The 25788-nt window shown below is 71.7% G+C and carries 28 protein-coding genes; 14 read left to right on the top strand and 14 right to left on the bottom strand.

What is annotated here, in order from left to right; translation table 11 throughout:
* Window positions 1-42: 42 nt before the first annotated feature.
* The 3 genes from ABT008_RS27820 to ABT008_RS27810 form a co-directional block, all read right to left on the bottom strand.
* Window positions 43-1107 carry an LLM class flavin-dependent oxidoreductase gene (locus ABT008_RS27820; RefSeq protein ID WP_350699878.1) on the bottom strand — a complete coding sequence of 355 codons (1065 nt, stop codon included), beginning with the start codon at window positions 1105-1107 and terminating at the stop codon, window positions 43-45.
* Complete coding sequence (locus ABT008_RS27815) at window positions 1097-1489, bottom strand: SCO5389 family protein (protein ID WP_350699877.1); 393 nt, start codon at window positions 1487-1489, stop codon at window positions 1097-1099. The genes ABT008_RS27820 and ABT008_RS27815 overlap by 11 nt, the downstream gene beginning before the upstream one ends.
* A gap of 143 nt (window positions 1490-1632) precedes the next feature.
* Window positions 1633-2040 (bottom strand): Fur family transcriptional regulator, encoded by a 408-nt coding sequence (locus tag ABT008_RS27810; RefSeq protein ID WP_350699876.1) that lies wholly within the window; start codon window positions 2038-2040, stop codon window positions 1633-1635.
* 231 nt (window positions 2041-2271) lie between these two features.
* Here ABT008_RS27810 and ABT008_RS27805 point away from each other — a divergent pair, with 231 nt between their 5' ends.
* Together ABT008_RS27805 and ABT008_RS27800 are read left to right on the top strand one after the other, a co-directional pair.
* A complete protein-coding gene (locus tag ABT008_RS27805; protein ID WP_350699874.1) occupies window positions 2272-2625 on the top strand; it encodes a hypothetical protein in 354 nt (117 codons plus the stop codon).
* A 353-nt stretch (window positions 2626-2978) separates the two neighbouring features.
* The gene (locus tag ABT008_RS27800) at window positions 2979-4502 is read left to right on the top strand and encodes a non-reducing end alpha-L-arabinofuranosidase family hydrolase (protein WP_350699872.1); all 1524 of its coding nucleotides are present in this window, start codon (window positions 2979-2981) and stop codon (window positions 4500-4502) included.
* A 116-nt stretch (window positions 4503-4618) separates the two neighbouring features.
* On the opposite strand, the gene ABT008_RS27795 is transcribed toward ABT008_RS27800, so the two are convergent.
* From ABT008_RS27795 to ABT008_RS27775, 5 genes are all read right to left on the bottom strand, one after another.
* On the bottom strand, window positions 4619-4879 hold the full coding sequence (locus tag ABT008_RS27795) for a superoxide dismutase (RefSeq protein WP_350699870.1): 261 nt from the start codon (window positions 4877-4879) through the stop codon (window positions 4619-4621).
* A gap of 5 nt (window positions 4880-4884) precedes the next feature.
* The gene (locus ABT008_RS27790) at window positions 4885-5499 is read right to left on the bottom strand and encodes a superoxide dismutase (RefSeq protein WP_350699869.1); all 615 of its coding nucleotides are present in this window, start codon (window positions 5497-5499) and stop codon (window positions 4885-4887) included.
* Between the two features lie 528 nt (window positions 5500-6027).
* Window positions 6028-7149: an AbfB domain-containing protein gene (locus ABT008_RS27785; RefSeq protein WP_350699867.1), complete on the bottom strand. Its 1122-nt coding sequence runs from the start codon at window positions 7147-7149 to the stop codon at window positions 6028-6030.
* A 96-nt stretch (window positions 7150-7245) separates the two neighbouring features.
* On the bottom strand, window positions 7246-8466 hold the full coding sequence (locus ABT008_RS27780; protein ID WP_350699865.1) for an MAB_1171c family putative transporter: 1221 nt from the start codon (window positions 8464-8466) through the stop codon (window positions 7246-7248).
* A 12-nt stretch (window positions 8467-8478) separates the two neighbouring features.
* Window positions 8479-8991, bottom strand: coding sequence for a M78 family metallopeptidase domain-containing protein (locus tag ABT008_RS27775; RefSeq protein WP_350699863.1), 513 nt, complete (start codon window positions 8989-8991; stop codon window positions 8479-8481).
* A 209-nt stretch (window positions 8992-9200) separates the two neighbouring features.
* On the opposite strand from ABT008_RS27775, the gene ABT008_RS27770 reads away from it, so the two are divergent.
* Entirely contained in the window at window positions 9201-9821 is a 621-nt protein-coding gene (locus tag ABT008_RS27770) for a phosphatase PAP2 family protein (protein WP_350699861.1), read from the top strand.
* 12 nt (window positions 9822-9833) lie between these two features.
* Here ABT008_RS27770 and ABT008_RS27765 read toward each other — a convergent pair whose 3' ends face one another.
* Entirely contained in the window at window positions 9834-10256 is a 423-nt protein-coding gene (locus ABT008_RS27765) for a helix-turn-helix domain-containing protein (RefSeq protein ID WP_350699859.1), read from the bottom strand.
* 427 nt (window positions 10257-10683) lie between these two features.
* On the opposite strand from ABT008_RS27765, the gene ABT008_RS27760 reads away from it, so the two are divergent.
* Window positions 10684-11364 (top strand): HAD family hydrolase, encoded by a 681-nt coding sequence (locus ABT008_RS27760; protein ID WP_350699857.1) that lies wholly within the window; start codon window positions 10684-10686, stop codon window positions 11362-11364.
* 82 nt (window positions 11365-11446) lie between these two features.
* Entirely contained in the window at window positions 11447-12064 is a 618-nt protein-coding gene (locus ABT008_RS27755; RefSeq protein WP_350699855.1) for an STAS domain-containing protein, read from the top strand.
* A gap of 43 nt (window positions 12065-12107) precedes the next feature.
* Here ABT008_RS27755 and ABT008_RS27750 read toward each other — a convergent pair whose 3' ends face one another.
* Window positions 12108-12299: a hypothetical protein gene (locus ABT008_RS27750; RefSeq protein WP_350699853.1), complete on the bottom strand. Its 192-nt coding sequence runs from the start codon at window positions 12297-12299 to the stop codon at window positions 12108-12110.
* 3 nt (window positions 12300-12302) lie between these two features.
* A complete protein-coding gene (locus tag ABT008_RS27745; protein WP_350699852.1) occupies window positions 12303-12821 on the bottom strand; it encodes a SigE family RNA polymerase sigma factor in 519 nt (172 codons plus the stop codon).
* Between the two features lie 315 nt (window positions 12822-13136).
* Between ABT008_RS27745 and ABT008_RS27740 the strand changes: the two genes are divergently transcribed.
* From ABT008_RS27740 to ABT008_RS27720, 5 genes are read left to right on the top strand one after another with little or no spacing between them, the layout of a single operon-like run.
* Window positions 13137-13604, top strand: coding sequence for a hypothetical protein (locus ABT008_RS27740; RefSeq protein ID WP_350699941.1), 468 nt, complete (start codon window positions 13137-13139; stop codon window positions 13602-13604).
* A complete protein-coding gene (locus ABT008_RS27735; RefSeq protein ID WP_350699850.1) occupies window positions 13604-15001 on the top strand; it encodes a hypothetical protein in 1398 nt (465 codons plus the stop codon). Before ABT008_RS27740 ends, ABT008_RS27735 begins: the two co-directional genes overlap by 1 nt.
* Window positions 14998-16344 carry a VWA domain-containing protein gene (locus ABT008_RS27730; RefSeq protein ID WP_350699849.1) on the top strand — a complete coding sequence of 449 codons (1347 nt, stop codon included), beginning with the start codon at window positions 14998-15000 and terminating at the stop codon, window positions 16342-16344. Before ABT008_RS27735 ends, ABT008_RS27730 begins: the two co-directional genes overlap by 4 nt.
* Window positions 16345-16359: 15 nt before the next feature.
* On the top strand, window positions 16360-17472 hold the full coding sequence (locus ABT008_RS27725) for an ATP-binding protein (RefSeq protein ID WP_350699847.1): 1113 nt from the start codon (window positions 16360-16362) through the stop codon (window positions 17470-17472).
* On the top strand, window positions 17469-20282 hold the full coding sequence (locus tag ABT008_RS27720; RefSeq protein ID WP_350699845.1) for a DUF5682 family protein: 2814 nt from the start codon (window positions 17469-17471) through the stop codon (window positions 20280-20282). Before ABT008_RS27725 ends, ABT008_RS27720 begins: the two co-directional genes overlap by 4 nt.
* Before the next feature lie 56 nt (window positions 20283-20338).
* Here ABT008_RS27720 and ABT008_RS27715 read toward each other — a convergent pair whose 3' ends face one another.
* The 3 genes from ABT008_RS27715 to ABT008_RS27705 are packed head-to-tail and all read right to left on the bottom strand — an operon-like array spanning window position 20339 to window position 21400.
* Window positions 20339-20761, bottom strand: coding sequence for an SHOCT-like domain-containing protein (locus ABT008_RS27715; RefSeq protein WP_350699843.1), 423 nt, complete (start codon window positions 20759-20761; stop codon window positions 20339-20341).
* 19 nt (window positions 20762-20780) lie between these two features.
* On the bottom strand, window positions 20781-21041 hold the full coding sequence (locus tag ABT008_RS27710) for a hypothetical protein (RefSeq protein ID WP_350699842.1): 261 nt from the start codon (window positions 21039-21041) through the stop codon (window positions 20781-20783).
* Complete coding sequence (locus ABT008_RS27705) at window positions 21038-21400, bottom strand: DUF2089 domain-containing protein (protein ID WP_350699841.1); 363 nt, start codon at window positions 21398-21400, stop codon at window positions 21038-21040. Before ABT008_RS27705 ends, ABT008_RS27710 begins: the two co-directional genes overlap by 4 nt.
* A gap of 219 nt (window positions 21401-21619) precedes the next feature.
* On the opposite strand from ABT008_RS27705, the gene ABT008_RS27700 reads away from it, so the two are divergent.
* From ABT008_RS27700 to ABT008_RS27685, 4 genes are all read left to right on the top strand, one after another.
* Window positions 21620-22441, top strand: coding sequence for a class I SAM-dependent methyltransferase (locus tag ABT008_RS27700; RefSeq protein ID WP_502890512.1), 822 nt, complete (start codon window positions 21620-21622; stop codon window positions 22439-22441).
* Between the two features lie 112 nt (window positions 22442-22553).
* Window positions 22554-23258: a YcnI family copper-binding membrane protein gene (locus ABT008_RS27695; protein WP_350699837.1), complete on the top strand. Its 705-nt coding sequence runs from the start codon at window positions 22554-22556 to the stop codon at window positions 23256-23258.
* A gap of 15 nt (window positions 23259-23273) precedes the next feature.
* Window positions 23274-25046: a copper resistance CopC/CopD family protein gene (locus tag ABT008_RS27690; protein ID WP_350699835.1), complete on the top strand. Its 1773-nt coding sequence runs from the start codon at window positions 23274-23276 to the stop codon at window positions 25044-25046.
* The gene (locus ABT008_RS27685) at window positions 25043-25663 is read left to right on the top strand and encodes a DUF1775 domain-containing protein (RefSeq protein WP_350699833.1); all 621 of its coding nucleotides are present in this window, start codon (window positions 25043-25045) and stop codon (window positions 25661-25663) included. Before ABT008_RS27690 ends, ABT008_RS27685 begins: the two co-directional genes overlap by 4 nt.
* Window positions 25664-25788 lie beyond the last annotated feature (125 nt).

Genomic DNA, 25788 nt, shown 5'->3' with positions numbered 1-25788 from the left:
AGCGAATGGCCGGCTCGCTCACGGGGCGCTACCACCGGCAGCTCACGCCGCCTCCGGCTCGGTCTGCGCGGCGGGCAGGTCGAGGACGTCCACGGCGAGCCGGTGGATGGTGTCGAGCGTGGCGTCCCTGCCACCGGCGGCCTCCACCATGAACAGCAGATGCCGTACGCCCGGCAGCGCCGCCGCCCGGGCCACCGTCTCCCGGCAGCGACGGGGCGAGCCGACCGGGTGGATGTCGATCAGACGGTCCACGTAGCGCTCCGGATCACGACGCCCACCCGACGCACCGTCCAGGCGGACGTACTCCCGGGTGCCCGCCAACAGCGGAGGGAGACCGGCGCGGACCGCCCGCGCCGCCGCATCGTCGGTCGTCGCCACCTGGGCGAGATGGACGCTGGCATGGTGGATGCCGGCGGGATCGTGCCCGTGCGCGGTGGCCACCCGCGCGTGGCGGGCCACCAGTTCCGCCTTCTCGGCCAGGTCGGCGTGCAGGCCGAGCAGGAGCGGAAGTCCGTACCGAGCGGCGAGTTCGACCGTGGGCGGGGTGGTCGCGGCCACCCAGAGCGGCACCCGGCTACGCGGTCGCGGCACCACCGGCACCGGCCGGAACGGGAAGCGCGAGTTACCGGCCACCGTCGGCTCCCCGGAGAGCCACCGCAGCAGCAGCTCCACCGAGTCGCCGAAGCCGTGCCGGAACCGGTCCAGGCCGGTGCCGAAGACCTCCAGGTCGACCCAGGGACCGCCCCGGCCCACCCCCAGCCGGAACCGGCCGCCGGAGAGCTCGTGCAGCAGCACCGCCTCCTCCCCGAGCGCCACCGGATGCCGGTTGGACAGCACGCAGGCGGCGGTGCCGACCGCGATGCGCCGGGTGGCGCCGAGCAGATGCGCGGCGAAGGCGACCGCAGAGGGACAGACGCCATAGGGGATGAAGTGGTGCTCGGCCATCCACACCCCGTCGAAGCCCGCGACCTCCGCCGCGCGGCCGTACCGGTGGGCGTCGGCGAGCACCTCGGCATGGGTGTCACCGGGCCGCTGCCCGGCGAGCAGGAACAGGTGCGCGTGCACGCCCCGTTCCGCTCGCCGGGTGCGGAGGAACTCAGCAGTCACGCAGCTCGGGCGACTGGTTGAGCAACTGGCCCCGGGTGGAGACGAACCGGCGGTAGGTGTCCGAGTCGACCGCCGACGGCCGGAAGGCCGCGACCCGGTGACAGTTCTGGAAGGCCAGCTTGACGCCGAAGTGACGCTCCAGGCTGGACCGGATGGCGTCGCTGGCCAGTGCCCGCAACAACTGCCCCCGCTCCGCCTCGCTGGGCGGTGGAAGCACGTTGTCGGCGAACTCCTCGCCGGAGGTGGCCAGGTCCGCCGCCACCCGGCTGACGGTCTGCCAGGCGTACGGCAACGACTCCCGTACGCAGGCCACGAACTCCTCGTCTCCGACGGGACCGGACTCGGCGGCCCGCAACAGGTCGGGCGGCACGGTGAGAGACATGCTCCTCCTCAGTTAACGATCACGGTTATCGCTTTCGTTAGACTGAGCACACCACGCCAGTGACCGCCCGTCAACACCGGAACACGGAAAGCCACCATGGAGTCCGGCGAGCCACCTCGGTCAGCCCCCGGAGAGGATCCGCGCTACCGGGCCGCGCAGTCGGCGCAGACGCCCACGATCTCGAGCGTGTGGTTGAGGTCGGTGAACCCGTGCTGGGCCGCGACACCTTCGGCCCACTCCTCCACCGCCGGGCCGACGACCTCCACGGTGCGACCGCATTCGCGACAGACGAGGTGATGGTGGTGGGTCCGGCTGCACCGACGGTACAACTGCTCACCGGAGGGCAGGCGCACCGTGTCGACCTCGCCCGCGTCCACCAACGCCTGAAGGGTGCGGTAGACGGTGGTCAGGCCGACCGACGCCTTCTGGTCCCGCAACTGGGCGTGCAACCCCTGGGCGCTGCGGAACTCGGTCAACTCGTCGAGCAGCCCGACGACCTCGGCCCGTTGCCTGGTGTTGCGGGCAGCGCCCGGAATCGATTTGATCGCCATCGCCACTCCCCTTCGTCCGGGCCCCGGGCCGGCGTGGGACCCTCGCGGCCCACCCACGGCCGGGCCGGCGACGCGAGGCACATCGGCTCGCCGCCGGGCCATTATGATAGCCACCGTTGTGCCGGCCTCGCCGGCTTCACGCCGGTCGCACCCGGCCGCGGCCTGCCGGAGGACGCCAGCCCGGAGTTGCGTCGACTCCGCACCGTCGAGCCGGTCCACGATTCCACCTGGGTGACGTGGGCAGAGGTGGCCCGGATCGACTGGACGGCGAGTGCGCCCCGGGTGGACGACCGGATTCACGAGTACCGGCCGACGAGCGCCGGAGAGGTCCTGGTCGGCAAGGCGAGCCATCACGGGCGCGCCTGGCACGCGGTGGCCGGCGAACACGCCGACCCGCGCGGCAGCAGCTACCCCGAGGGCACCCAGTGGCGCACCTCCGACCGGATCTGGCGGGTGGAACGCCTGCGCACGGGCGACGTGCTGCGCCGCAACCCGCAGTTGCGCGCGCTGCTGGCCGGCATGCGGGGGCTCGCCGAGCGACACGGCGACGACCACGTACGACTCGTCGTCTGGTTCGACAGCTGACACGGCGGGTCGCCTCTCCGAGATCGTGATGACGGGAACGCCGGAGGCGCATCCCGCCGGCCCGCACGGCGTGCCCGTCCACCCCTGATCGTCGGCACGGCAGCTCCGGCGCGGGTTTTCGGGTCGGGAACGTTACGACTTGACGAACGGCATGTTATCGCTCACAGTCGATGCCTAAGGACGGCGCCTGCGGCTTACCGGGCAAGCCCGCTTCGCCGGACCTGGGATCGGGCGCGCGCAGGGCAAGCGGCGATCATGTTAGCGCTGCCATCCCGCGTTCGCGTCCGACCCGTGCGTCATGGTGCACCCGACTCCGGGTGGACCGTTCATCTGTTGGTCATTGAAGGAGGATCATGTCTGCCTTCGGTAGATCTCCATCGATCGCACCGCCGTCGCGGCGGCGCCGGTGGTTGCCGCGGGTCATCGCTGCCGGCGTGGCAGCGGTGATGGTCAGTGGTGCCGCTGCTGCGGTGCTGGCGACGCCCGCCGCTGCGGCCACGGTCGACACCAGCGCCTGGTATGTGCTGGTCAACCGCAACAGCGGCAAGGCGCTGGACGTGTACAACCTGGCCACGAGTGACGGGGCGCGCATCACCCAGTGGACCCGGAACAACGGCAATCAGCAGCAGTGGCAGTTCGTCGACTCCGGCGGTGGCTACTACCGGCTGAAGTCCCGGCACTCGGGCAAGGTGCTCGACGTCTACAACTTCTCCACCGCCAACGGCGGGAACATCGTGCAGTGGACCGACGGCAACGGGTCCAATCAGCAGTTCCGGCTGGCCGACTCCGACGGCGGGCACGTCCGTCTGATCAACCGCAACAGCAACAAGGCGGTGGAGGTGCAGGGCGCCTCGACCGCTGACGGCGGCAACATCGTGCAGTACGACGACTGGGGCGGCACCAACCAGCAGTGGCAGCTCGTCCGCGTCGACGGCGGGACCACGCCCACCACGCCGCCACCGTCGGGTACGTGTGGTCTGCCGTCGTCGTACCGGTGGTCCTCGACCGGCGCGTTGGCGCAGCCGCGTGCGGGTTGGGTGTCGTTGAAGGACTTCACCCACGCCCCCTACAACGGTCAGCAGCTCGTCTACGCCACCACCCACGACACCGGCACCAGCTGGGGGTCGATGAACTTCGGCCTGTTCTCCAACTGGAACCAGATGGGCTCGGCCAGCCAGAACGCCATGCCCTTCTCCGCCGTCGCCCCGTCACTGTTCTACTTCGCACCGCGCAACGTCTGGGTTCTCGCCTACCAGTGGGGCGGCCCGGCGTTCTCGTACCGGACGTCGACCAACCCGACGAACGTGAACAGTTGGGGACCGGCACAGACCCTGTTCACCGGATCCATCTCCAACTCCGGCACCGGCCCCATCGACCAGGCACTCATCGGCGACAGCCAGAACATGTACCTCTTCTTCGCCGGAGACAACGGCCGCATCTACCGCGCCAGCATGCCCATCGGCAACTTCCCCGGCAGCTTCGGCTCGAACTACACGACGATCATGACCGACACCACGAACAACCTCTTCGAAGGCGTGCAGGTCTACAAGCTCGAAGGCGAGAACCGGTACCTCATGCTCGTCGAGGCCATCGGCTCGCAGGGACGCTACTTCCGATCGTTCACCGCCACCAGCCTGGGCGGCACCTGGACCCCCCAGGCCGCCACCGAGAGCAACCCCTTCGCCGGCAAGGCCAACAGCGGCGCCACCTGGACCAACGACATCAGCCACGGTGAGCTGCTGCGCACCAACGCCGACCAGACCATGACCGTCAACGCCTGCAACCTCCAACTGCTCTACCAGGGACGCTCCCCCAACTCCGGCGGCGACTACGGCCTCCTGCCCTACCGCCCCGGAATCCTCACCCTGCAACGCTGAGCCACCAGTGACACCCGGCGGGCCCGTAGCGGCCCCGCCGAGGTGGGCACCCCGTCGGCCCTGTCCCGTATCCGTGGGACAGGGCCGACGGTGGCGTGTCAGCCCGTGAGCCCCGATCAGGTCTCGGGCCGGCCGGCGGTGGTCGCGACGAGCAGCGACAGTTCCCGGACGAGGTCGTCCAGGGACTGGCCGCTCTGCGTCCGCAGCAGTCCGAGGCTGAGGTCGGCCAGCAGATAGAAGCCGAGCGTTCGGGCCTGCTCGGAGTCGAAGGCGGCGAGCAGTTCCTCGGCACCGGCGAGGTCACCACGGTGTTTGGCGGCGATCACCCCGGCGGCGCGTTGCACCAGTTCCGCCACGGCCGGGGTAGGGCCGGTCACGCTGGTCAGATCTTCGGCGTGGTAGCGCGGGCGGCGTCGAACCGGGCGATCACGTCCGACCAGTTCACCAGGTTCCACAGCCGGTCTACGTAGTCCGGTCGCACGTTGCGGTACTGCAGGTAGTAGGCGTGCTCCCAGGCGTCGAAGACCAGCAGTGGCGTGGTGCCCTGCCCGACGTTGCCGTGGTGGTCGTAGACCTGCTCCACGATCAGCCGCTGCCCGAGTGGTTCCCAGGCCAGGACGCCCCAGCCGGAGCCCTGGACGCTCTTGGTCGCCGCCGACAACTGGCCGGCGAACGCCTCGAACGAGCCGAAGTGCTCGTCGATCGCCGCCGCCAGCTCACCGTCAGGGCGGTCACCGCCGTCCGGCGACAGGTTGCCCCAGAAGATCGTGTGCAGGACGTGTCCCGACAGGTTGAACGCGTACGTCTTCTCCAGGCCGACCAGCGTGCCGAAGTCGCCCTTGGCGCGGGCCTCGGCGAGCTGCTCCAGGCCGTCGTTGGCCCCCTTGACGTACGCGGCGTGGTGCTTGCTGTGGTGCAACTCCAGGATCTGCCCCGACATCGCCGGCTCCAGTGCGCCGTAGTCGTAGGGCATGTCGGGCAGGGTGTAGACCGCCATCAGGAAGATCCTCCACGTCTTTCTGCGATAGCTTTGCTGTTGCCACTATCTTGCAACAGATCGCCGCCTAGCAGTAGCAGGACCGGGTTCGCGTTCCTCGAATACCGACGGGTGGACCGCCAGGGGCCGGGTCGGGCGGCGCGCCGACGGCGGCCATCGGGCCCGATGTCCCGGCCGTCGGGACATCGGGCCCTGTCGCCTGGGACGCCCGGACGGGCACGCTCATCGGCAGAACGCGGGCAGACGGCCACGGCACCCGAGACGGCCGTGGTGCCTCCCGCACCGTTCGCCCGGCCCCACCCGGCCGGCCACCGTGCCACCGACCGTCCCGGTCCTACGGCCCGGACCGGTCACCGGTCGGCGGATCGGGGCGGCCCGGGGGGTGCCGCTCCGATCCGCCGGTCTCGTCGACCGGGCACGACGGACCTCCGCCACCCCGGTCAGCGGAAAGGCGCGAGCGTGGCGCTGTCGGCGGTCGGGACGCCGGAGGCGGCTACTACCGGCGCGGAGCCGGGTCCACCCGGGAGGTCACAGGGCCGGGCGGGCGACGAAGGTCGCCGACGACGAGGAGGCGCCACCGTCGATCGGGGACACCTGCATCTGCCGCTGACCGTCGTGGCGCAGGTACCGGTTCGGGTAGTTGTAGGAGCGCAGCGACGTGTGCGTACCGCTGATGCCGGTGACCTGGCAGAACGTCGAATCGGCACGGAACAGGTCGCTGCCGTCGGCGCGGTGCAGGAACACCCGGAACTCGTGGTGCCGCAGGTAGTGACCGGGAAAGTTGACCGATTCGAAGGAGAGACAGGCCCCGGCGAGGCCGGTCCGGACGACGAACGCGGCGTCGGCCTTCGTGCTGGCGCTGCTGCCCGCGTCCACGGCGTCGACGCGGGCCTGAAAGCCGGCGTGCCGAACCCGGCGGCCCGGCAGGGCGGCCACCTCCAGGCCGACACGCGCGCCCGGAGTCAGGGCGGTGCCGGCCGGCGCCGTCGGCGTCGACGAGGGACGCGCGGGATCACTCGCCACCGGCGGCGGCACGGCGGGAACGGGATGCGCGGACGTCGGGGCCGCAGTGGCCCGACGGGACACGCTGGCACCGCCGCCGTCGGTGGTCGGGGTGGCGCCCGGCGACACGGGCGGGGCTCCCGACGGCCCGTCGGCCCCGGGGGCAGTCGTGCCGATCGGCGGCCCGTCGACGGGCTGGTCCGGACGGGGCACCGCCGCAGCGAACTCGCCGCGTACCGGATCGGGTGCGGACCCGTCGTACAGTGCCGTCGCGCCGACGATGGTGCTCACGGCGACCACGGCGACCCCACAGAGCAGCAGCTTGCGCCGGACGTCGGCGGCCCCAGCCTCGTCCCGGCGATGCGGGCCTCCGAACGGCGGGAGCAGGTCGGTGGCAAGCTCGTCGCCGCTCCGCACCGGACCGGGTACGGTGCCGCCCTCGGCAGAGGTACGGGTCAGCCGGGCATGGGTGGACAGCACGATGCGGGGCAGGGCCGGGGACGCAGCGCTGCGTCGCGGCAGTTCACCGGGCCCGTAGTGCCGCCCGTCACCGGATCGGGCCGTCGTTGTCGAGCCGGCGTCCATGTCGGGCGGAGAGATCCAGCCACCGATACGCAGGCGTGGCTGGTTGGTGCCCTTTTCGGACATGGTGGTCTCCTGCCGCTTCCCGCGCACGCGCCCGCCCGGACAAGTCATCTGGTTGCGGCACATACGCTCTCATCACCACACGGTTCGACGCCAGTCCTAGATCGCACGCGTACCGCGACTGTCCGAGGCGATGGCGCGGACCAGGTGCTCGTTCAGCGCGGTCGAGATCGGCGCGAGACGCCGCGCGTCGGCTTCGACGTCGGCGTGCGCGATCTCTCCCGACGGCTGTTCCACACCGGGCTCCACCGTGCTGCCGGCCACCTGTCCCCGGGCGTACCGCTGGACGGCGTCCAGGATCCCGGCGGCCTCCCCGACGGCGGTCACCCGGGCCTCGTCCCCACCGGCCTCCGCCGCACGCCGCCGGGCCTGCGCCACCACTCGCGGATCCGGCGGGCCCACCGCCTGGAGACCGTCACCGATCTCCACGCACCGCCGGTACAGCCGTTGCCCGACACCCCACACCCACCAGGGGTTGCGCTCCGGACGACGGGGCGGATGCAGCGCGATGCTCGGGACGGCCCGATAGAGCAGGTGCCACAGCGGATGCAGGTCGCGGTACAACGCCCTCCTGCGGGGCCATGCCCGTAGGCCGTCGACGGTCTTCCACACCGTGGACAGCACGAAGCTCGAACAGATCAGGACGACCGACAGCGTGACAAGCGACTGTGATGCGAGCGGTTCGGACCAGGCAGGCGTGGTGCCGGCCAGTTTCCACGCGAGGAACAACGCCTTGTGCGCCACGAAGGCGGCGCCGAAGAACGCTCCGGCACTCAGCAGCCGCATCACGACCTTCAGCCGGGTACCGGCGAAGCGCGCGTAGCCCAGCGACATGCGCAGGATGTCCACCACGGAGACGCCCAGGTACGCCAGAAACGCGAGCATGTAGACGATGACCTGCGGCATGTCGCCGTAGCGCTCGGCGAAGTGCATCGGTTCGGACTCGGGGAAGTCCGCCGCCCAGAACATCGTGACCATCACGGTGGCCACCACCGCGAAGAAGAGCCATCGCCGCCGCATGGACCGACGCGCCCGCTGCGGATCTCCCAGGTGCAGGAAGAGGAACTGGATCGCGGTGGCGGTGACCAGCGCTGCCCCGTGCTCGACGGGCTTGGCCAGGTTCGGCACCCCGGACAGTCCGTCGATCCCGCTGTGCACCGGGGCCCATCCGGCGGTGACGGCGACGCCGCAGCCCAGGCAGATCCCCAGGCTGGCCAGGACCCTCGGGTTCGACGGGTCCCGTCGGAGCGCGCCCAGCTTCACGACGAACGCCGCGACGGCGACCACCAGCGCCGCGATGTGGCCCGCCGCCACCAGCATGCGTACCTCCGGCTAGTCGGTCAGCGTGGCGGCGATGCGGTACATCACCGCCGCCGTCTCGTCCGCGAGATCGTCGAAGCCGCCGACCTGGCCGACGGCGGCCATCTGTGCGCCGAGGTAGGTGGCCAGCAGCTCGGCGTCGTGCTCCTGACGGTCGTGGAACGTCGACGACGAGCGGGCCAGCAGGGCCTGGACGTCCGCCGGACCGGCTGGCTCCGGCGCGGTGTGCGGCAGCACCACCTTCCCGCGGTGCCGCAGGGCGATGTGCATCAACTCGTGCAGGATCGTCTGGGTCTGGAGGACCGGGGACGAGTCTCGGCTGTAGAGCACGTAATCCGTCTCTGTGGTCGCCACCCACAGCCCGCACGGCCCGGCCTGCTCACCCATCGTCATGGCGAGGACCTGGATGTCCCGGCGACGGGCGTCGGCCAGGGCGGAGATCATCCCGGAGAGCGTCAGCGGAGCCGGCAGATCGACCACGAGCTGGCGGATCAGCTTCTGGACCTGCCGTCTCTGCCGCCACATCGTCGCTGCGCCTCCCCCGTGCGAGCCCCCACCGAGACGATCCCGTGCCTGTCGCCCGTCCTCGTCCTGATCCGACGTCCGGTCCATCGAGCCTCGCGCTGCGCCACAATAGTGGCGGCGCAAGGGGGCAGCATAGCCAACCGGCGTCGATCGTGGGATCCCCGCGCGGCGCGCGCCCCTGCCCGGATGGTGCGACCGGACGAGGCAGAATGCGGGACGTGCACGACACCAGGGAGGTCAGGGCCGGTCGACCGGCGTTACGGTCCGCGCGCGTGGTGACCGAGGTGTTCGCACCGGCGCTGCTGGCCGCGGCCATGCCCGTCGTGATCGGAGTGACGAGCGTGTCGCCCCTCGCCGACGGCCTCGGGTGGGCGCTGGTCGGCGCGCTGTTCTGCTCGGCGATCCCCAACGCCCTGATCTGGTGGGACGTCCGTCGTGGGCGGCTGACCGACCACCACATCCGGGTGCGCGAACAACGCCGGACGCCGCTGCTGTACGGCCTGCTCTCCGTACTCGTGGGACTGTCGCTGATGATCGGTCTCGGTGCGCCGCGTCCGGTCACCGCGATCGTCGTGGTGATGTTCCTGCTCGGGGTGGCGGTGACCGCCGTGAACCTGGTCTGGAAGCTCAGCATCCACGCCGCGGTGGCCGCCGGTTCGGCCGCGGTGCTCGTGATCGCGTTCGGTGCCGCGCTCCTCGCCACCGCGCCGGTGGTCGCGCTGGTCGGCTGGTCGCGCGTACGGCTGCGGGATCACACCGTCGCCCAAGTGATCGCCGGCACCGTCGTGGGGGCGCTGGTCGCCGCGCCGACGTTCCTCGCCCTGCGGTGACCCCGGGACGCGCTACGGGTCGGACCGGTCCCGGCGTGCCTTGCTCTGCGCCTCCAGCGCGGCGACCTGCTCCACGATGGCCCGCAGGCTGGCCCGGGGCGCGCCGGGTGGCATCCGGCGGGCGAGCACGGTGATCGTCTCCAAGTCCGGGTCGCTCACGGACTCGGCGTCGGACTCGGCGTCGGCCACCCGGTCGAAGAAGAAGTTCGGCTCCACCCGGAAGAAGTTGGCCAGTTGCTGGATGGCCGAACGCGACGGGTTGTCGCGCTCCCCCCGGAGCAGGTAGTTGACGTAGCTGGTGGACAGACCGGTCGCCTTGGCCACCTCGTCCGGCGAGAACGCCTTGTCGGTGCCGGGTTTGAGACGCGTCTCGAACAGGTGCCGCAACCGGGCGGCGAACGAGGTCGGGCCGTCGGCGCTACCAACGTCGGCCATGACCACCTTCCGATCCACCTGCGACGATCGTCGCGACCCGGCTCGGGTCGACCACGATAGTTGCTGAACATCGCGGCGCTGTGCTCTACTGAGCTGCATCCGACAACTATTGTGGCAGTGACACCGTAGCGGACACCGCCCGATACCCAAAGGCATCCACGGCCACCGGCAGATGTCGAATCGGTATCGAAGTGTCGGGTGACGAGCGTCAGTGGTGGAAGCGGCACGGGGAAACGCAGGCTGTCACGGCGTGCGTTGCCGCACCTCGGGCGGCCGGCAGGCGGAAGCAGGGCTCATCGCCCTCCGTGTCCGGGACGCCCGCGCCCCTGGCGCCGGTGGCCCGGGGCGGTGCACGTCCCGGGCCACGACTCGGTGGGGTGGCGCCACCATGGCTGTTCGCTTGCAGGCCGAGGGCTAGGCTTGGCCGGTGATCCGGGCCGTGATCGTGGACGTCGACGACACCCTGTGCCTCACCCAGGCCGCCGCGCTCGCGTTGGAGAACGAGGTGCTCGCGGAGATGGGCCGACCTCCGATACCCCCGCACGTCCACCTGTCGACGTGGGGCGCACCACTGCTGGACGCCATGCCCACCCGGTCGCCCGGGCTCGACCTGGTCCGGTTCACCGCGCTGCACCAGCGGGCGTTGGAGCGGCACATCGCCGACGGCCGACTGGACGTGATCCCGCCGGAGAACCTGCGGGCACTGGACGAGTTCGTGCTCGCCGGCCGGGCGGTGTTCCTGTTGACGTCGCGCACCGAGGACGAGGTCCGGCACATGCTGGCACCGGACCATGTTCTGGCCACCCGGGTCAGCGGCGTCTACCACGCCGGGAACACGCGTTTCCGCAAGCCGGACCCCCGGGCCTTCGACGAACTCCTCACCTCGACCGGACTCCCGCCGACCCAGTGCGTCTACGTGGGGGACTCCCCCGGTGACGCCCTGGCCGCAGGGGGTGCGGGCCTGCACTTCATCGGCTGCCTGCAGAGCCGGATCCGGACACCGGCGGACTTCGACCCCCGCTACGTCGACGCTTTCGTCGACGCCTTTCCCGACATCGTCGACGCGGTCCGGCAGCTCGATCCGGTCACCCCGGTCTCCGGCGGTTGACCTGCGGCAGAGCAGGGGGCGGCGGACAGCGGTCCCGGCTCTCGGTCGTCCACTCTGGCACTGGTTCGCGGCACCGGCGGGGATGGCATCGGTCGCTGGTGGCGGGTACGGTCGAGGGAAAGGCGTCCTACGCGCCACGTCGAGGTCGGCACCTGAACGCTGTCCTCCCCGGCGCCGGATCGATGGTGGCAACCTCATCCGGCCGCGCCAGTGCCCTTCGCCAGGGCAGGGACTGAGCATTCGCATGAATGTCGTCACTGACCAGGAACTTCTGCAATTCCATCACTATGACGCCAGACCGAGCACCCGGCACGTGACCCTGTCCGGTGAGGCCGATCTGGCGACCGCCCCGCGCATCCAGCACCACCTCGGGCAGCTCCTGACCCCCGAGTGGATCACCCATCTGGTGCTCGACCTGACTCCGCTGCGGTACCTCGACTGCGCCGCTCTCTCCGCGCTGCTCGTGATCAGGGAGACCGCCGCCGCACGAGGGCAGCGGATCACCGTCACCGCCACCAGCGGCGCGGCGAGGGTGATCGCGCTCAGCGGCGCGGAGCACGTCCTGCGGGCGCCGGAGCACCTCGCCGGACCGACCGGGTCGATCACGCGCGAGGTGACCGGCCCCCACCGCCCGCCGGCCGCTGCCGCGCCGGGCCGTCTCGTGAACGCGGGACAGCCGGATCAGCCGGTATCCCGCTGACAGGTCTGCCCGGCAGACGGCGTCCACGCCGGTGGCAGTCGGCCTAACCGGCGGCCTCGATGCCGCCGACGGCCAGCCCGGCCGCCAGCAGCACCGCCAGCGCGCCGCCGGCGGCAATCCACCGTCTGCGGCGGCGTAGGCGATGCTCCACCAGGTCGAGTCGGTCCTGCGGGGGCCGCAGTACCGGCACCGCCTGGGTCAGCAGGGTCCGGATGTGGTCGTCGTCGTAGGTCACGTCCTACCTCCAGACCGCGAAGAGTTCGAGATGCGGATCCGCCTGCACCGTCCGTAGCGCCTTCTGCTCCTGCGCCTCGACCGTGCTGGCCGGGCAGCCGAGAATCTCCGCCGTCCCCGCCACCGACAGCTCCTCCACATAGCGCAGGACCACGATCGCCCGCTGCCGCCGGGTCAGCCGGGCCAGTGCTCGACACACCGCGTCCCGGTCCGTGGAGCCGACCGCCATGTCCCCGTACCCCGGGTCCTCCGTGGGTGGCCTCGGGATCTGCCCGCGCCACCGCCATTGCCACCGTGAGACGTACGTGGTGAACAAAGCCCTGCGCAGGTACGCCTCCGGCTGTCCACCGGCGGCGATCGTGGGCCATCGGCGCCAGGCGTCGGCCAGCACCGTCTGCACCAGGTCCTCGGCCCGTCCCGCGTCCCCGGTCAGCAACCAGGCGGACCGCAGCAGGCCGTCGGACCGGACCCTGACGAACTCGACGAGACCGTCCGGCGGCCCCGCTTCCCCGTGTCGTCGCATCTGCACCTCCCGGTGCAGAAACGCGCTGGGCGAGCCGCGAGGTTAACGGCAGGGCCCACTTCGTCGCTGCTTCTTGCCGGACGTGGATGAGCGCGTGCACTCCCCGTAGAGCGTCCTAGGAGGATGACCTGATGGGGTGGCGAATCGTGGGACGGCCTGCGCGCGGGCGGATGTCGTACCCGTGGGCCATGATCTTGTCTGCACGGCGGCGCCGGGACCAGTCGGCGTGGCATCACCAGGGCGGACGCCGAGTCTGCGGCGGGCGGGAGGATTGCGGTGACGGACGCTGACGAGGCCGCCTGGCGGCGGCGGAGCGTGCTGGCGGTGGTGCCGCCGGCCCGCCCGCGCAAGCTGGCGAAGGTGCCCTTCGTCGAGCTGGCCGACGGCCGATTGCAGGGTGTCGTCTCCAGCGGCTCGGACATCGAGCGGGTCTACGTCTCGTCGGTGACCGCCGGCACCCACGCCTATCACTGCAGCACCAACAACAACCGGCCCTGCGGCGGGTTGCGGGGTGCGCCCTGCAAGCATCTCCACTCCCTCGCCGACGAGGCCGTCCTCCAGTACGGCGTCGAGCGGGTCGCCCGGTACCTGCGGGTCGACGCCGGTGACGGGGTGCGCAGCGGCGCGGATCTGCTGACCCGGATGGACACCCGGCACGAGCCGACCCCGGCCGCCGTGGTGTTCAGCCGGTTCCTGCGTCACCTGGCCTACCTCGAACTGCCGGACAGCACCACCGCGTGGCCCGAGCTGCACTGGTTCCCGGCCACCGGGGCGGGTCGCTGATGCTCGGCACACAGGTGGCGCAGTTGCAGCAGGACCCTCCGGCCGGCCTGGCCGACGTCGACACGGTGGTGGCCGGCTTCGACGAAGCACTGGTGAGCGGTTTCGCGCGGGTCGGCGACGAGGCGGCGGCAGCACTGGCGGCGATGGCCGATGCGGTGGCGGGCACCCCGCTGGGCCCCCGGGTGGCCGACGCGGTCGGCAGGGTGACGTCCGGCGGGTTCGGTCCGGACGACCTGGCCGTCCTGGCGGGCGCCCGGTCGGCGTTGCTCGGCGCGGCGCACGACGCGCTGCTCGACCGCTTCGACACCGTCGTCGGGCGGGAACGGGCCCGGTGGACGACACCGTCCGGGGCACCGGACGAGATCTCCGCCGCGAGCGGCGCGACCGCAGCCTGGCTGCACGAGGTGGCCGTGGCCGGCTGGCGCGGCGCCGACCACGAGATGCTCTCCGCCGTCGGGTCGCCGGTCGAGGCCGCCCTCGCCGAGCCACGGCTGCGCCGTCTGGCGGTGCTGCTCGACGGGCTCGCCGCAGAGCTGCGGGCGAGCCTGCCGGTGGCCACGATGCCGCAGGTGCCGGCCCGCCGCTGGGCCGACCTGTGGACCCGCGCCGTGCTGCTCGCGCAGGACCGGTCCGGCCCGGCGGACGACGTCGAGCGGGTCTCCGGGCGGCTGCTCCCGCTCGGGGTTGACGTGCACGAGCACGCCACGGCGGTGCAGGTGCAGGTGCACGCCGTCCTGGAGCCGTCCGACGGCGGACCGGCCCGACTGGTGCGGACGACGGTGGCGGCCGGGAAGGTCGAGACGATCACCGGGCCGGCGGTGTGGCGGCTCCTGGCGGCGTACCCGGTGCTGCTGACGGCGGTGGCGCAGCGGCGGGCGGTGACCGTCACCGACCTGCCGGTGCGCGGCGGTGACCTGACCTGGTGTGACTCGCAGGCCCGCGCGGGCGAGCCGGCCGACCCGTTCGCCACCGGCCGGTTGCTGCTCACCGAGGCGACGGCAGCGGCCACCGCGCCGCTGGACCGGCACCCGGCCGTGATCGCCGAGCCGGTGCTGTTGGAGGGCTACCGGATGCGCAAGGGCGGCGACGGGCTCACCCTCGTCCGGGACGGCGCGTCGATCGGCGTGTCCGTCGATCGGCTGCCGGCGGCCGGCCCGCTCACCGCCGCACTGGTCGCCGCCTCGACCTCCTGTCTGGGCTTGGCGCGGTGGGACGACGGACGGTGGTGGGTGCAGCCCCTGGCGGTGCAGGCCACCGTCAAACGCGAGCCCGTCGAGGCGCACAACGGCGACTGGGCCGAGGGTGTCACCGACCCGAAGGTGGCCAAGGCCGAGGCCAGGGCGGGCGACGCCGTGGCCGTGCTGCGCGAGCGCGCGGGACGGTTGCTGCGCCGATGACCGACTCCCCCGAACAGGCCGCCGCGAACCGGCGGCAGGTGCTCTACTGGCGGCTGCTGGGCCGGATCTTCGACCCGGACGAGCAGCCCACGCTGGAGTCGGCGAGCATGGCCGTGGTCGAGGACCTGGGCCTGCCGGCCGCCCTGCTGGACCCGTCGGTGTCGGTGGACACCGTGGTGCAGCGCTTCCCCGAAGTGGCCGACGAACTGCGGGGTCTGCTCGCCGACACCGAGGCCGGCACCGAGGCCGAGGCGGCGTCGACCGATGGGCCGTATCAGCCCGGTGAGGCGGAGGTCCGTCGGGCCGCGCTGGTGTCGAAGGTGCTGCTCAACGTCTTCGCCACGGGTGCGGGGTCGGTCACCGCCGGTCAGCTGGCCCGTTGGCAGGCTGACGCGGGCTGGTTCGAGCAGGCGCTCGGCACCGCGCCGGGCGAGCTGCGCCGGCAGGGCACCGGGCTCGGTGCCACCCTCGCCGGCATCGAGGGTGACCTGGTCCGGCGGATGCACCTGCGGGAGGTGCTGGCGGATCCGGCGCTGGCCCGGCAGCTCACGCCCAGCATGTCGCTGATCGAGCAACTGCTGCGGGACAAGTCCAACCTGTCCGGCGTCGCGTTGGCCAACGCCAAGGCGCTGATCCGTCGCTTCGTCGACGAGGTCGCCGAGGTGTTGCGGACCCAGGTGGAGCAGACCAGTGTGGGCAGCATCGACCGGTCGGTGCCGCCGAAGCGGGTCTATCGCAACCTCGACCTGGATCGCACCATCTGGCAGAACCTGACCAGCTGGAGCCCGGAGGACGAGCGTCTCTACGTCGACCGGCTCTACTACCGGCAGACGGCGCGCAAGACCACGCCGTCGCGGTTGATCGTGGTGGTGGACCAGTCCGGGTCGATGGTCGACTCGATGGTCAACTGCACCATCCTGGCGTCGATCTTCGCCGGGCTGCCCAAGGTCGACGTGCACCTGATCGCGTACGACACGCGGGCGCTGGACCTGACCCCGTGGGTGCACGACCCGTTCGAGGTCCTGTTGCGCACCAAGCTCGGCGGCGGCAACGACGGGCCGGTGGCGATGGCGATGGCCCGCCCGAAGATCGTCGAGCCGCGGAACACGGTAATGGTGTGGATCTCGGACTTCTACGAGTTCGGCCGGTCCCAGCCCCTGTTCGACGGCATCGAGGCGGTGCACCGGTCGGGGGTGCGGTTCATCCCGGTCGGTTCGGTCAGCAGTTCCGGTCAGCAGAGCGTCAACCCGTGGTTCCGGCAGCGCCTCAAGGACCTGGGTACCCCGGTCGTCTCCGGCCACATCCGCAAACTCGTCTTCGAGCTCAAGAGCTTCCTCACCTAGGAGAGACACCCCCTGATGTCCGAGATGCTGCGTGCCCCCGCCGAGGTCAAGTACGCCGACGAACTCGACTTCCTGGAGTCGGTGGACACCGGTCCAAAGCCGTACTCGTGGCGGCTGAGCCCGCGCATGGTCCGGCTGTTCGTGCTCGGTTCGGAACGCGCCGACGGTCTGGAGCGGGAGATCCCGCAAAAGTGGTTCGGCGACCGCAGTTTCGTCGAACGCAGCATCGTGACGCTGGCGTCGGACCGTGGCCTGCTGCTCATCGGTGACCCGGGCACCGGCAAGAGCTGGCTCGCCGAGCTGCTGTCGGCTGCGATCTGCCGCAACTCCACGCTCGTGGTGCAGGGCACCGCCGGCACCACCGAGGACCACATCAAGTACTCCTGGAACGTCTCCATGGTGATCGCCAAGGGTCAGTCGCGCGAGTCGATGATCCCGTCGCCGATCATGACGGCGATGGAGCAGGGTGTGGTGGGCCGGTTCGAGGAGCTGACCCGTTCCACCAGCGACGTGCAGGACGCGCTGATCTCCATCCTGTCCGAGAAGTACGTCTCCATCCCCGAGTTGAACGACGACAACATCGTCTTCGCCCAGCCCGGATTCTCGATCATCGCGACCGCCAACAGCCGGGACCGGGGCGTCAACGACCTGTCGTCGGCGCTGAAACGACGGTTCAACTTCGTCCGGATCCCGGTGGTCACCAACAAGCGCAGCGAGGCGGAGATCGTCCGGTTCCGGACCGAGGAGTTGCTGCGCCGCCACCACGTGGAGTTGGACGTGCCGCCCACGCTGCTGGACATCCTGTTGCAGAGCTTCGCCGACCTGCGGGCCGCCGCCGCGTCGGCGACCAGCGACGACGAGAAGCTGGAGTCGGCGCTGTCCACCGCCGAGCAGATCGGCGTGTTGGAGGACGCGATCCTGCACAGCCAGTTCTTCGGCGACCGGACCCTGCGGGCCGAGACGCTTGCCGGTTCGCTGATGGGGTCGCTGGCCCGACGCAGCCCGGAGGACCTGGCGATCCTCAACAAGTACCTGCACGCGGTGGTGGAACCCCGGGCCAAGCAGGACGGCGGTGAGTGGCCCGGCTTCCTCGACGGTGGCCGTCAGGCGATCGCCGCCCTGTCATGAGCGCCCCGGCGACCGTTGGCGCGTTCGGCGCCCTGCGTGAGCAGCTCACCGACGCGGCCGCCGCGTTCGCGGGCGGTCCGGACGCGTTGGCCGACATCCTCGCCGGGATGGTCGACGACGTGGACCGGGCCCTGGGCGAGCGGCTGGAGATCTTCCCGGTCTGCCACCATTCGCCGGCCTCCGCGCTGGCCATGGTGCGCCGGTTGCGGAGCAAGCAGCCCCGGGTGATCTATCTGGAGCTCTGCGAGGACCTACGACCGTTGCTGGGGGAACTGCGCAACTGTCGGCTGCCGGTGGCGGTACAGGCGTTCGCCTCCGAACTCGACGGTTTCCCCGCCGCGTGGGGTCCGCTCAGCGTGATCGCGCCGGTCACCGAGGCGTCCGCCGAATACCAGGCGATCGCGTACGCGTTGGAGACGCCCGGGGTGGAGCTGGTGCTGGTCGACCGCTCCACCGACCACGTCTTCCAGTGGTCGCCCCGGGGCGAGACCCCGCCCCAGGGCGAGGCGGCCGGTGCGGAGAGCGGTGCCGAGGCGGGTGAGCAGGCGGCCCTGCACGGCGACGCGGTGGGTGTGGAGATCGGCGACCTGCGTCCCCGGTTCGCCGAGCTGGAGGCGCACCTGCTGCACCACGGCAAGGTGCGGCACTGGTCGGAGTGGTGGGACCAGTACGTCGAACGGCCGCTCACCGTCGCCGACCACGACACCTACCGTCAGGTGATGGTGCTGATCGGCAGCCTGTTCCGGCGGTTGCGTCCCGCCGGGTCGGACCGCACCGACCGCGACGAGGACCGGGAACGCTACATGTGGACCCGGATCCGGCAGCACCTGGCGGCCTCCGGTGCCGCACCCGAGGACTGCCTCTATGTCTGCGGCGCCTTCCACGCCGCCAGCCGGGTCGAGCAGTTCGGTCTGGACTCGACCGCACCGGACTTCGACATCTCCCCGCGCACCGCGACCCGGTGGCGGTACGGCCTGATCCCGTCCAGCCACTCGGCGATCGAGGCGCAGTTCGGGCTCGCGCCCGGCTCGGTGTCGATCGCGGCGGCGAGCTGGACCAAGGCGGTGAGCGGGTCGGGTCTGACGCCGTACCGGCTGGACGGTCAGCGGGGCGGCACGTCCCGGAGCCGGCGGGGACGCACAGAGCCGGATCCGGCACCGGCCGAGGCGGTCAGCGACCGGCTCTCCGGGTTCCTCGCCGCGCCGCCCGCTCTCGACGGGCTCGACGAGGCGGAGCTGCGCCGGTGGTGCGTGGACATCGTCCGGCTGGCCCGACGCAACGGCTACCTGGCCAGCACCGCCGACGCGATCGCGGTGTTCGAGACCTCGATCCTGTTGGCCGGACTGCGCAACCGGGCCCGGCCCACCCCGTACGACTTCGCCGACGCGGCGGTGACCTGCATCGAGAAGGACGTGGTGCCGGGTCGACGCGACGTGCGGCGGCTCTGCGAGATCCTGCTCGGCGGGGACCGGATCGGGCAGGTCGGCTACGACGCCCTGCCGCCGCTGGCCCGCGACGTGCTGGACCGGCTCCAGCCACTCGGTCTGGACCTGGAGAAGCGGACCATGCAGCGGGCGCTGTTGGATCTACAGGCCAGCCCGGAGCTGGCCGGCTGCTCGGACCTGCTCTGGATGCTGCGGCACGTGCTGCCGCCGGGTGCGGTCCGTCCGATCATGGGTGAGCGTCGGCTCGGCCACCGGTCCATCCAGGAGAGTTGGGACCTGGCGCTGGGCCGTCACCAACGCGCGCTGATCGAACTCGGGTACGAGGGCGTGACCGTCGAACAGGTGCTGGAACAGCGCCTGCGTCGGGCCGCACACGACCCCGACGCCACCGCCGCCGGCGCGCTCGCCGCCGTGGAGGACGCCATCCGGCTGCTGGACAGCCCTCGGCTGGTCGACGAACTCGGCACCCGGGCGGTGGCGCTGCTCGCCGCCGAACGCACCGTCGACGACGCGCCGCACGTGCTGCGCCGGATCCGCCGGCTGCTCGCCCACCACCAGGCCACCGCGCCGACGCTGCCGGCCTGGTGCGCGGCGTTCGTGACCACCGGGTACGCCCACTACTGCACGTTGCTGCCGACCGCGTTCGTCGAGGAGGAGACCGGCGTACGGCAGGTCGGGGCGATGCTCGGCTTCCTGTTCAACCTGGAGAGCCTGGCGCTCTCCCTGGGCTGCGACCGGTCCCAGCTCGAACTCGCGGTGGGTCAGTCACATCCGCAGGCGCCGGCCAAGGTGGCCCTGCTCTGGGCGGCCCGTCACCAGCTCGGGCTGCTGCCCCTGACCGAGCTGCGGGCCCAGTGCCACGAGCTGCTGGCCAACCCGCTGGTGGTGCCGGCCTTCCCGCAGTATCTGTCCGGGTTCGTGCACGCGCTGGAACCGGTGCCAGGGCTCACGCCGTTCGTGGTGGAGACGATGTCGACCGCGTTCGCCCGGCTCCCCGACCCGGTCCTGCTGCCCTGGCTGCCCAACCTGGTCACCACGCTGCGGGAGCACGGCGCCGAGTCGGTGCCTCTGCTGGTCCGCGAGGCGGGGCGTACCTTCCCGGGCAGCCTGTCCGCACTGGACTCCTGGGTGCCGCCCTGGCTGGCCACCGCCCCCACCGCCCCGGTCGTCGCGGCGAGTGTCGCGGGTGCGGCGGCTGGGCCGGTGCACGCCCTGCTGGCCGGTCATCCGGAGCCGGTGGACGCGGTCGCCGCGCTGCTCGGCGTCGCCGACGGCTGGCGCAGACCGCGCGGCGGCGCGGCGACCCTGGTGGAGACCCACCCGAGCACCGCCGAGGCGGTCGCGTCACTGTTGTCCGACAGGTGACGCGTGGTGTCGGGCCAAGCAGCCCGACACCACGCGGCCCGGCTCCGGGGCGGGGGTCACTCGCAGAAGACCTGCACCTTGGCCTCGGGCTGGTCCACGTCGACGGTGAGGTCATCGAGCTGCTCGACGAGGTCCTCGATGTGCTGTGGTTTGAGCTGGGTCAGGTCGATGGGTACGCCGGACTTGGCCAGCTCGACGTTGACCTTGCTGAGCGCCTGCGGGGGGACCAGGCTGGTGAGGCGTACCCCGGCGCGCAGCAGTTGCAGCGGCACCCGGATGTTGACCTGGCCCGGACCGTCGTCGTCGTTCGAGGTCACCAGCACGCGCAGGTACTTGGGGCGCGCCTTCGGGCGGGGCAGGACCGCCGTCGGCGACGCCACCTGCTCGCGCTCCAGCGCGCTGATGAGCTGTTCCGCCTCGTCAGCGGTGATCTTGCCGTCGGCCAGCATCTGGAGGATCTGGCGGCGCTGCTCGTTCATGTCGGTCCTCTTCCTCGACTCATCTCACGCTTACCAGCAGGGCCTTGCTGCCCTGCCCGATCTCGATCCGGGTGCCGGGCAGAGCGCACAGCACCTGCCCCACCCCCCGTGACGCGGCCACCGGATTCACCCGGACGACGAGGCAGGCGATCAGGCCGACCGGGAGGGCGAGCAGTAGCAGTGGCGCGAGCAGCAGCAGGACCGGCAGGACCGGTACGTACCGCCGCCGCCAGCGGCCGTCGGCTCGACGGTGACGGATCGTCACGAGCTGCGGGATCACCGTGAACTCTCCAGCTCGGTCAACGCCTGTGCGACGTCGATCTCTCCCCGCCGCAGGCGGTCGACGACGTCGGCGCCGGTGGGCCCCGGGTCGGTGTCCACGAAGTCGAGCTGGGCGGCGATCCGGTTCAGGCGGGACTTGATCGTCGGGTAGCTCACCCCGAAGATCCGCTCCATCTCCTTGATCGAGCCGTGTGACCGCACGAAGGCGGCCACGAAAACCTGGTCGTCGACGCCGAGTTGGGCGAGTTGCGGCGGCTCGAACTGTCCTTCGACCGCGATGCCGCTGCCGGTGAGGCGGACCCGTTCGACCACGAACGACTGCCCACGGGTCAGATCCGTCAGTTCCTGCCAGTCCACCTGCGGCCCCCTGCCGTCGACGACTTACCTAGAACTAGTTATAGCTTGACTTTCTTAATGCCGCAACGCTCAAACCTCAAGATAATTGATGTCGGCCGGGTTTCGGCCTGGAACGAATACCGTGATCGTTAAGGTCCAGGCGAGCTGGGTATAGAGGTACGACGATCGATGGTTCGACGGCACCACCAGAGACCCAGGGGGAAGCCCGTGAGTAACCGAATCAGCGCGAGCCGCGCCAGCCACCACACGGCGGCGGTGTTCGACCGCAGCGCCGCCACCTACGACCGCGTCGGTGTGGAGTTCTTCGGCCCGATGGGACGGGAACTGGTACGCCGAGCCGGGTTGCGCCCCGGACAACAGGTCCTCGACGTCGGGTGCGGACGAGGCGCCGTCCTGCTACCCGCAGCACAGGCCGTGGGGCCCACCGGCGGTGTCGTCGGCATCGACCTGGCTCCGACGATGGTCGACCTGACCCGCGCCGACACCGCCCACCTCCCGCACGTGCGAGTAGAGGTCGGCGACGCCGAGGACCCGGCCCTACCCGAGGCCACCTTCGACGCGGTGCTCGCCGGACTCGTCGTGTTCCTGCTACCGGCACCGCTGCCCGCACTGCGCGCCTACCGGCGGCTGCTGCGCCCCGGCGGGCGGCTCGGCGTCACCACCTTCGCCGCCTACGACCCGCGCTTCACCGCGGCGCTCGGCACGCTGGCCCGACACGTGCCGCCGGAGCGCCGCCAACCACCAGCCACCGGCCGGGAGGACGACTTCGCCACCCGAGAGTCGACCGGTGACCTGCTGCGCCGTGCCGGCTACCACCAGGTCACCGTGCACGACGTACCGTTCGAGAGCCGGTTCCGCGACAGCGACCACTTCGTCGCCTGGGTCTGGTCGCACGGTGCCCGCACGATCCTGGAGAGCATCCCGCCGGAACGGCTGCCCGCCGCCCTCGCCGACGTGGCAGACGTGCTGTCCCCCGACGGCGGGAGCCTCCGGCTGACCACCACCATCCGGTTCGCCCTCGGCACCCGCGAGGATTCCTGACCGGGGCAGAAATCCTCGGCGGTGCCGGGAACTCCGGGCGGGGTGCGCCCGACCAGGTAAGCGAGGTGCGTCCGCACCGGTCGCCGCACCCCTCCCGGAAGGTTGTCCAGACATGTTCCTCTCACGTCGTCGGGTCGCGCAGCTCGGCGCTCTCGGGCTCTTCACCGCCGCGACGGTGGCGCTCACCGGCTCACCGGCCGCCGCGCACGTCACGATCAGCCCGTCGGTGACGACCGCCGGCTCGTACGCCGTGCTGACGATGGGTGTGCCGCACGGCTGCGACGGTTCCGCCACCACCAAGGTGTCCATCCAGATCCCCGAGCAGATCGTCACCGTCACGCCGACGGTGAATCCGAACTGGACGGTGGAGAAGGTGATGGCGGACCTGAACCCGCCGGTCAAGGACAGCCACGGCAACGAGGTCACCCAGCGGGTCGCCGAGGTGGTCTACACCGCCAGGACGCCGTTGCCGGACGACCTGCGGGACACCTTCGAGCTGTCGGTGAAGTTGCCCGACGCCGCCGGCGAGACGCTGGCGTTCCCCTCGGTGCAGACCTGCGAGCAGGGTGAGACGCCCTGGGTGCAGATGCCCGCCGACGGTCAGAACGCCGACGAGCTGGAGTATCCGGCACCGAAGTTCGTGCTGACCGCGACGGCGGACGGTGACGCCGACGACGACGCCGTGCAGCCGGTGGCCCAGACCAGCACGGAGTCCGAGGGCGGCACCGGCGCGGTGGGGTGGATCGCCCTGGTGCTCGGCGCGCTGGGTCTGCTGGCCGGCGGGTTGGCGCTGGTGCGTACCCGCGGGACGGCCTGACGGGCGGGAACGCAGGTGACGTCCCGTAGCGGCCGCACGGCCCGGCGGGCGGCCGCAGGCGGGCGGGCGCGGTGGGTGTGGTCCATCGCGTTCGCCGGCCTGCTCGGCCTGTTGGCGGCCGTCGTGCCGGCGTCGCCGGCCGCCGCCCACGCCGTTCTGCTGGGCACCGACCCGGCCGACGGCGCCGTGCTGGCGACCACGCCGGCCCAGATCACGTTGACCTTCAACGAGCCGGTGGCGGTACGCGCGGGCGGCGTACGCCTGCTCGACGCGGCCGGCGAGGAGGTGTCCAGCGACAGCCGCTCGGTGGACACCACGGTGGTGCTGACCGTGCCGCCGGAACTGCCCGGCGGCACCTACATCGTCACGTTCCGGGTGATCTCCGCTGACAGCCACCCCGTCTCGGGCGGGTTCAGCTTCGCGGTGGGAGCGCCGAGCAGTTCTGCCGTGGCGGTGCCGGAGAGCAGCCCTGGACGTGGGCTGGACGTGCTGCGTCAGGTCACCGAGGCGCTCGCGTACCTCGGTCTGCTGGTCGGTGCGGGCGTCCTGGTCTTCCTGCTGGTGCTGCTGCGCGCCGACGCGCCGCTGTTGCGGCGGCGGCTGCTGCGGCTGACCGCCTGGTCGGTGGGGCTGACCGTGCTGGCGCGGCTGGTCCTGGTGCCGGCCGTCCCCGCCTGGCAGGACGGCCGGGACCTGGACGGACTGGTCGACCCCGTGCTGTGGACCGCCGGCCTCGGCGCGGAGGAGTCCCTGAGCAGCCTGCTGGTGGTGCTGGGCCTGGGTGCCGCCTGGTGGGCCACCGCGACGGCCGGGTCCACGCCTACCGCCGAGGCGGCCGAGCCCTCGCCGACTGCCGGGGCCACCGGCCCCGGCCGGCGGGCGGCACTGACCGCCGTGGCGTTCGCCGGTGTGGTCCTCGCCTGGGGGGCGGTCGCCCTGGTCGGGCACACCCGGACCTACGGTCCGGCCTGGCTGGTCGTCCCGGCCGACGTGCTGCACGTGATCACCGCCGGTGTGTGGCTGGGCGGGCTGGTGGCCCTGGCGTGGACGCTGACCCGGTCGGCCGACCTGCCGCCCGGCGCGGCGGCGCGTACGGTGTCCGCGTTCTCGCGCACCGCCGCCGTTCTCGTCGGTCTGCTCAGTGTCGCCGGGGTGCTGCTCGGCTGGCGCATCCTGGTGTCCTGGGAGGCGCTGTGGGGCACGGCGTACGGTCTGGCCCTGCTGACGAAGGTCGGGCTGACCGTCGTGGTGCTGGCGGTGGCCGCACACAACCGATTCCGTCTGGTGCCCCGCGTCGTGGCCACCGATCGTGACGAGGGATCTCCGGCGGCGTGGCGGCTGCTGCGCCGGTCGGTCCGGTGGGAGGCGGCGCTGCTGGTCGGTGTGGTCGCCGCCACCGGGTTCCTGGTCACGCAGAGCCCGGTCACCGAGGCGGGTACGCGTCCGACGGCCGACGCCGGGGAGCGTCCGATCCTGGTGGAGGCGCCGCTGGGGTCAGGGCGGGCCGTGGTCCGGCTGACCCCCGGGGTGGTGGGGGTGAACTCGATGGAACTGAATCTCCTCGACGCGGCGGGGCAACCCGTCGAGCCGGTCGACGACCCGAGGTTGACGGTCCAGTTGCCCGCGATGGACGTCGGCCCGCTGGAGCGGACGCTGTCGCCGACCGGACCCGGCCGGTACGAGGCGGTCGTCGACCTGCCGCTCGCCGGCTCGTGGGTGGTCCAGGTCAGCGTGCGGACCTCGAAGTACGAGAGTCCGGTCGCCCGGGTCACGGTGGACGTCGGATGACGTCGCGACGGTGGATCCGGACCGCCGCCGTGGCGGGCGGCGTGGTCGCGTACCTGGCGTTGGGGGCGGCGCCGGCCTCGGCGCACGTCGAGATCGCGGGGGCGCAGCCGAACGGGGACGGCAGCACGACCCTGACGTTCGCCTACGACCACAGTTGCGACGACTCCCCCACCACGGAACTGGTCGTCGCCCTGCCCGAGGGGGTGACCGCGACCGGCACCGTGGAGCCGGACGGCTGGTCCGCCGCGCTCTCCGGGGACCGTGTCACCTTCACCGGACCGGGGCTGGGGACCGCCGAGGTGGGGGTGACGGCCCGGATCACCGCTCAGGCGGGCGACACGCTGCACTTCCCGGTGCTGCAACGGTGTGCCGACGGCAACTCGCTCGACTGGATCGACCGCACCGCCGACAGCGACTACCCGGCACCGAGGTTGATCGCGACCAACGCGGTGTTGGAGAACCCGCCGGAGGCGACCGCAGCGCCGCCTGCTGCCTCGGGTGGCGGGGCCTCGCCGGAGGGCGCGGGCACGACGTTGGGCCAGGCGCTGACCGTAGTGGTCGTGTTCGTCGCCGTCGCCGCAGGGGCGGGTTTCGTGCTCGCCCGTCGCACCGCGTAGGGATGCCGCGCGGCCTTCCGGAAACGGAAGGCCGGGCGGGCGCGCGAGCCGGGGGGGGGGGGGGGGGGGGAGCCCGCCCCCGCGGGGGCGGGGGCGGCGGCGGCCACAACGGGCAGAGCCTGGGA

The sequence above is a fragment of the Micromonospora sp. NPDC002389 genome (assembly GCF_040296095.1).
In the GTDB taxonomy this organism is placed as follows: domain Bacteria; phylum Actinomycetota; class Actinomycetes; order Mycobacteriales; family Micromonosporaceae; genus Micromonospora.
This window is presented reverse-complemented; position numbering and strand designations above follow the sequence as displayed.

Coding starts and splice junctions, on each gene's coding strand:
- ABT008_RS27770 (WP_350699861.1), top strand. CDS start 9,201: ATGCGGGACGTGCACGACACCAGGGAGGTCAGGGCCGGTCGACCGGCG.
- ABT008_RS27720 (WP_350699845.1), top strand. CDS start 17,469: ATGAGCGCCCCGGCGACCGTTGGCGCGTTCGGCGCCCTGCGTGAGCAG.
- ABT008_RS27725 (WP_350699847.1), top strand. CDS start 16,360: ATGTCCGAGATGCTGCGTGCCCCCGCCGAGGTCAAGTACGCCGACGAA.
- ABT008_RS27685 (WP_350699833.1), top strand. CDS start 25,043: ATGACGTCGCGACGGTGGATCCGGACCGCCGCCGTGGCGGGCGGCGTG.
- ABT008_RS27810 (WP_350699876.1), bottom strand. CDS start 2,040: ATGGCGATCAAATCGATTCCGGGCGCTGCCCGCAACACCAGGCAACGG.
- ABT008_RS27785 (WP_350699867.1), bottom strand. CDS start 7,149: ATGTCCGAAAAGGGCACCAACCAGCCACGCCTGCGTATCGGTGGCTGG.
- ABT008_RS27715 (WP_350699843.1), bottom strand. CDS start 20,761: ATGAACGAGCAGCGCCGCCAGATCCTCCAGATGCTGGCCGACGGCAAG.
- ABT008_RS27745 (WP_350699852.1), bottom strand. CDS start 12,821: ATGCGACGACACGGGGAAGCGGGGCCGCCGGACGGTCTCGTCGAGTTC.
- ABT008_RS27790 (WP_350699869.1), bottom strand. CDS start 5,499: ATGGCGGTCTACACCCTGCCCGACATGCCCTACGACTACGGCGCACTG.
- ABT008_RS27735 (WP_350699850.1), top strand. CDS start 13,604: ATGCTCGGCACACAGGTGGCGCAGTTGCAGCAGGACCCTCCGGCCGGC.
- ABT008_RS27800 (WP_350699872.1), top strand. CDS start 2,979: ATGTCTGCCTTCGGTAGATCTCCATCGATCGCACCGCCGTCGCGGCGG.
- ABT008_RS27780 (WP_350699865.1), bottom strand. CDS start 8,466: ATGCTGGTGGCGGCGGGCCACATCGCGGCGCTGGTGGTCGCCGTCGCG.
- ABT008_RS27775 (WP_350699863.1), bottom strand. CDS start 8,991: ATGTGGCGGCAGAGACGGCAGGTCCAGAAGCTGATCCGCCAGCTCGTG.
- ABT008_RS27765 (WP_350699859.1), bottom strand. CDS start 10,256: ATGGCCGACGTTGGTAGCGCCGACGGCCCGACCTCGTTCGCCGCCCGG.
- ABT008_RS27755 (WP_350699855.1), top strand. CDS start 11,447: ATGGCATCGGTCGCTGGTGGCGGGTACGGTCGAGGGAAAGGCGTCCTA.
- ABT008_RS27730 (WP_350699849.1), top strand. CDS start 14,998: ATGACCGACTCCCCCGAACAGGCCGCCGCGAACCGGCGGCAGGTGCTC.
- ABT008_RS27695 (WP_350699837.1), top strand. CDS start 22,554: ATGTTCCTCTCACGTCGTCGGGTCGCGCAGCTCGGCGCTCTCGGGCTC.
- ABT008_RS27815 (WP_350699877.1), bottom strand. CDS start 1,489: ATGTCTCTCACCGTGCCGCCCGACCTGTTGCGGGCCGCCGAGTCCGGT.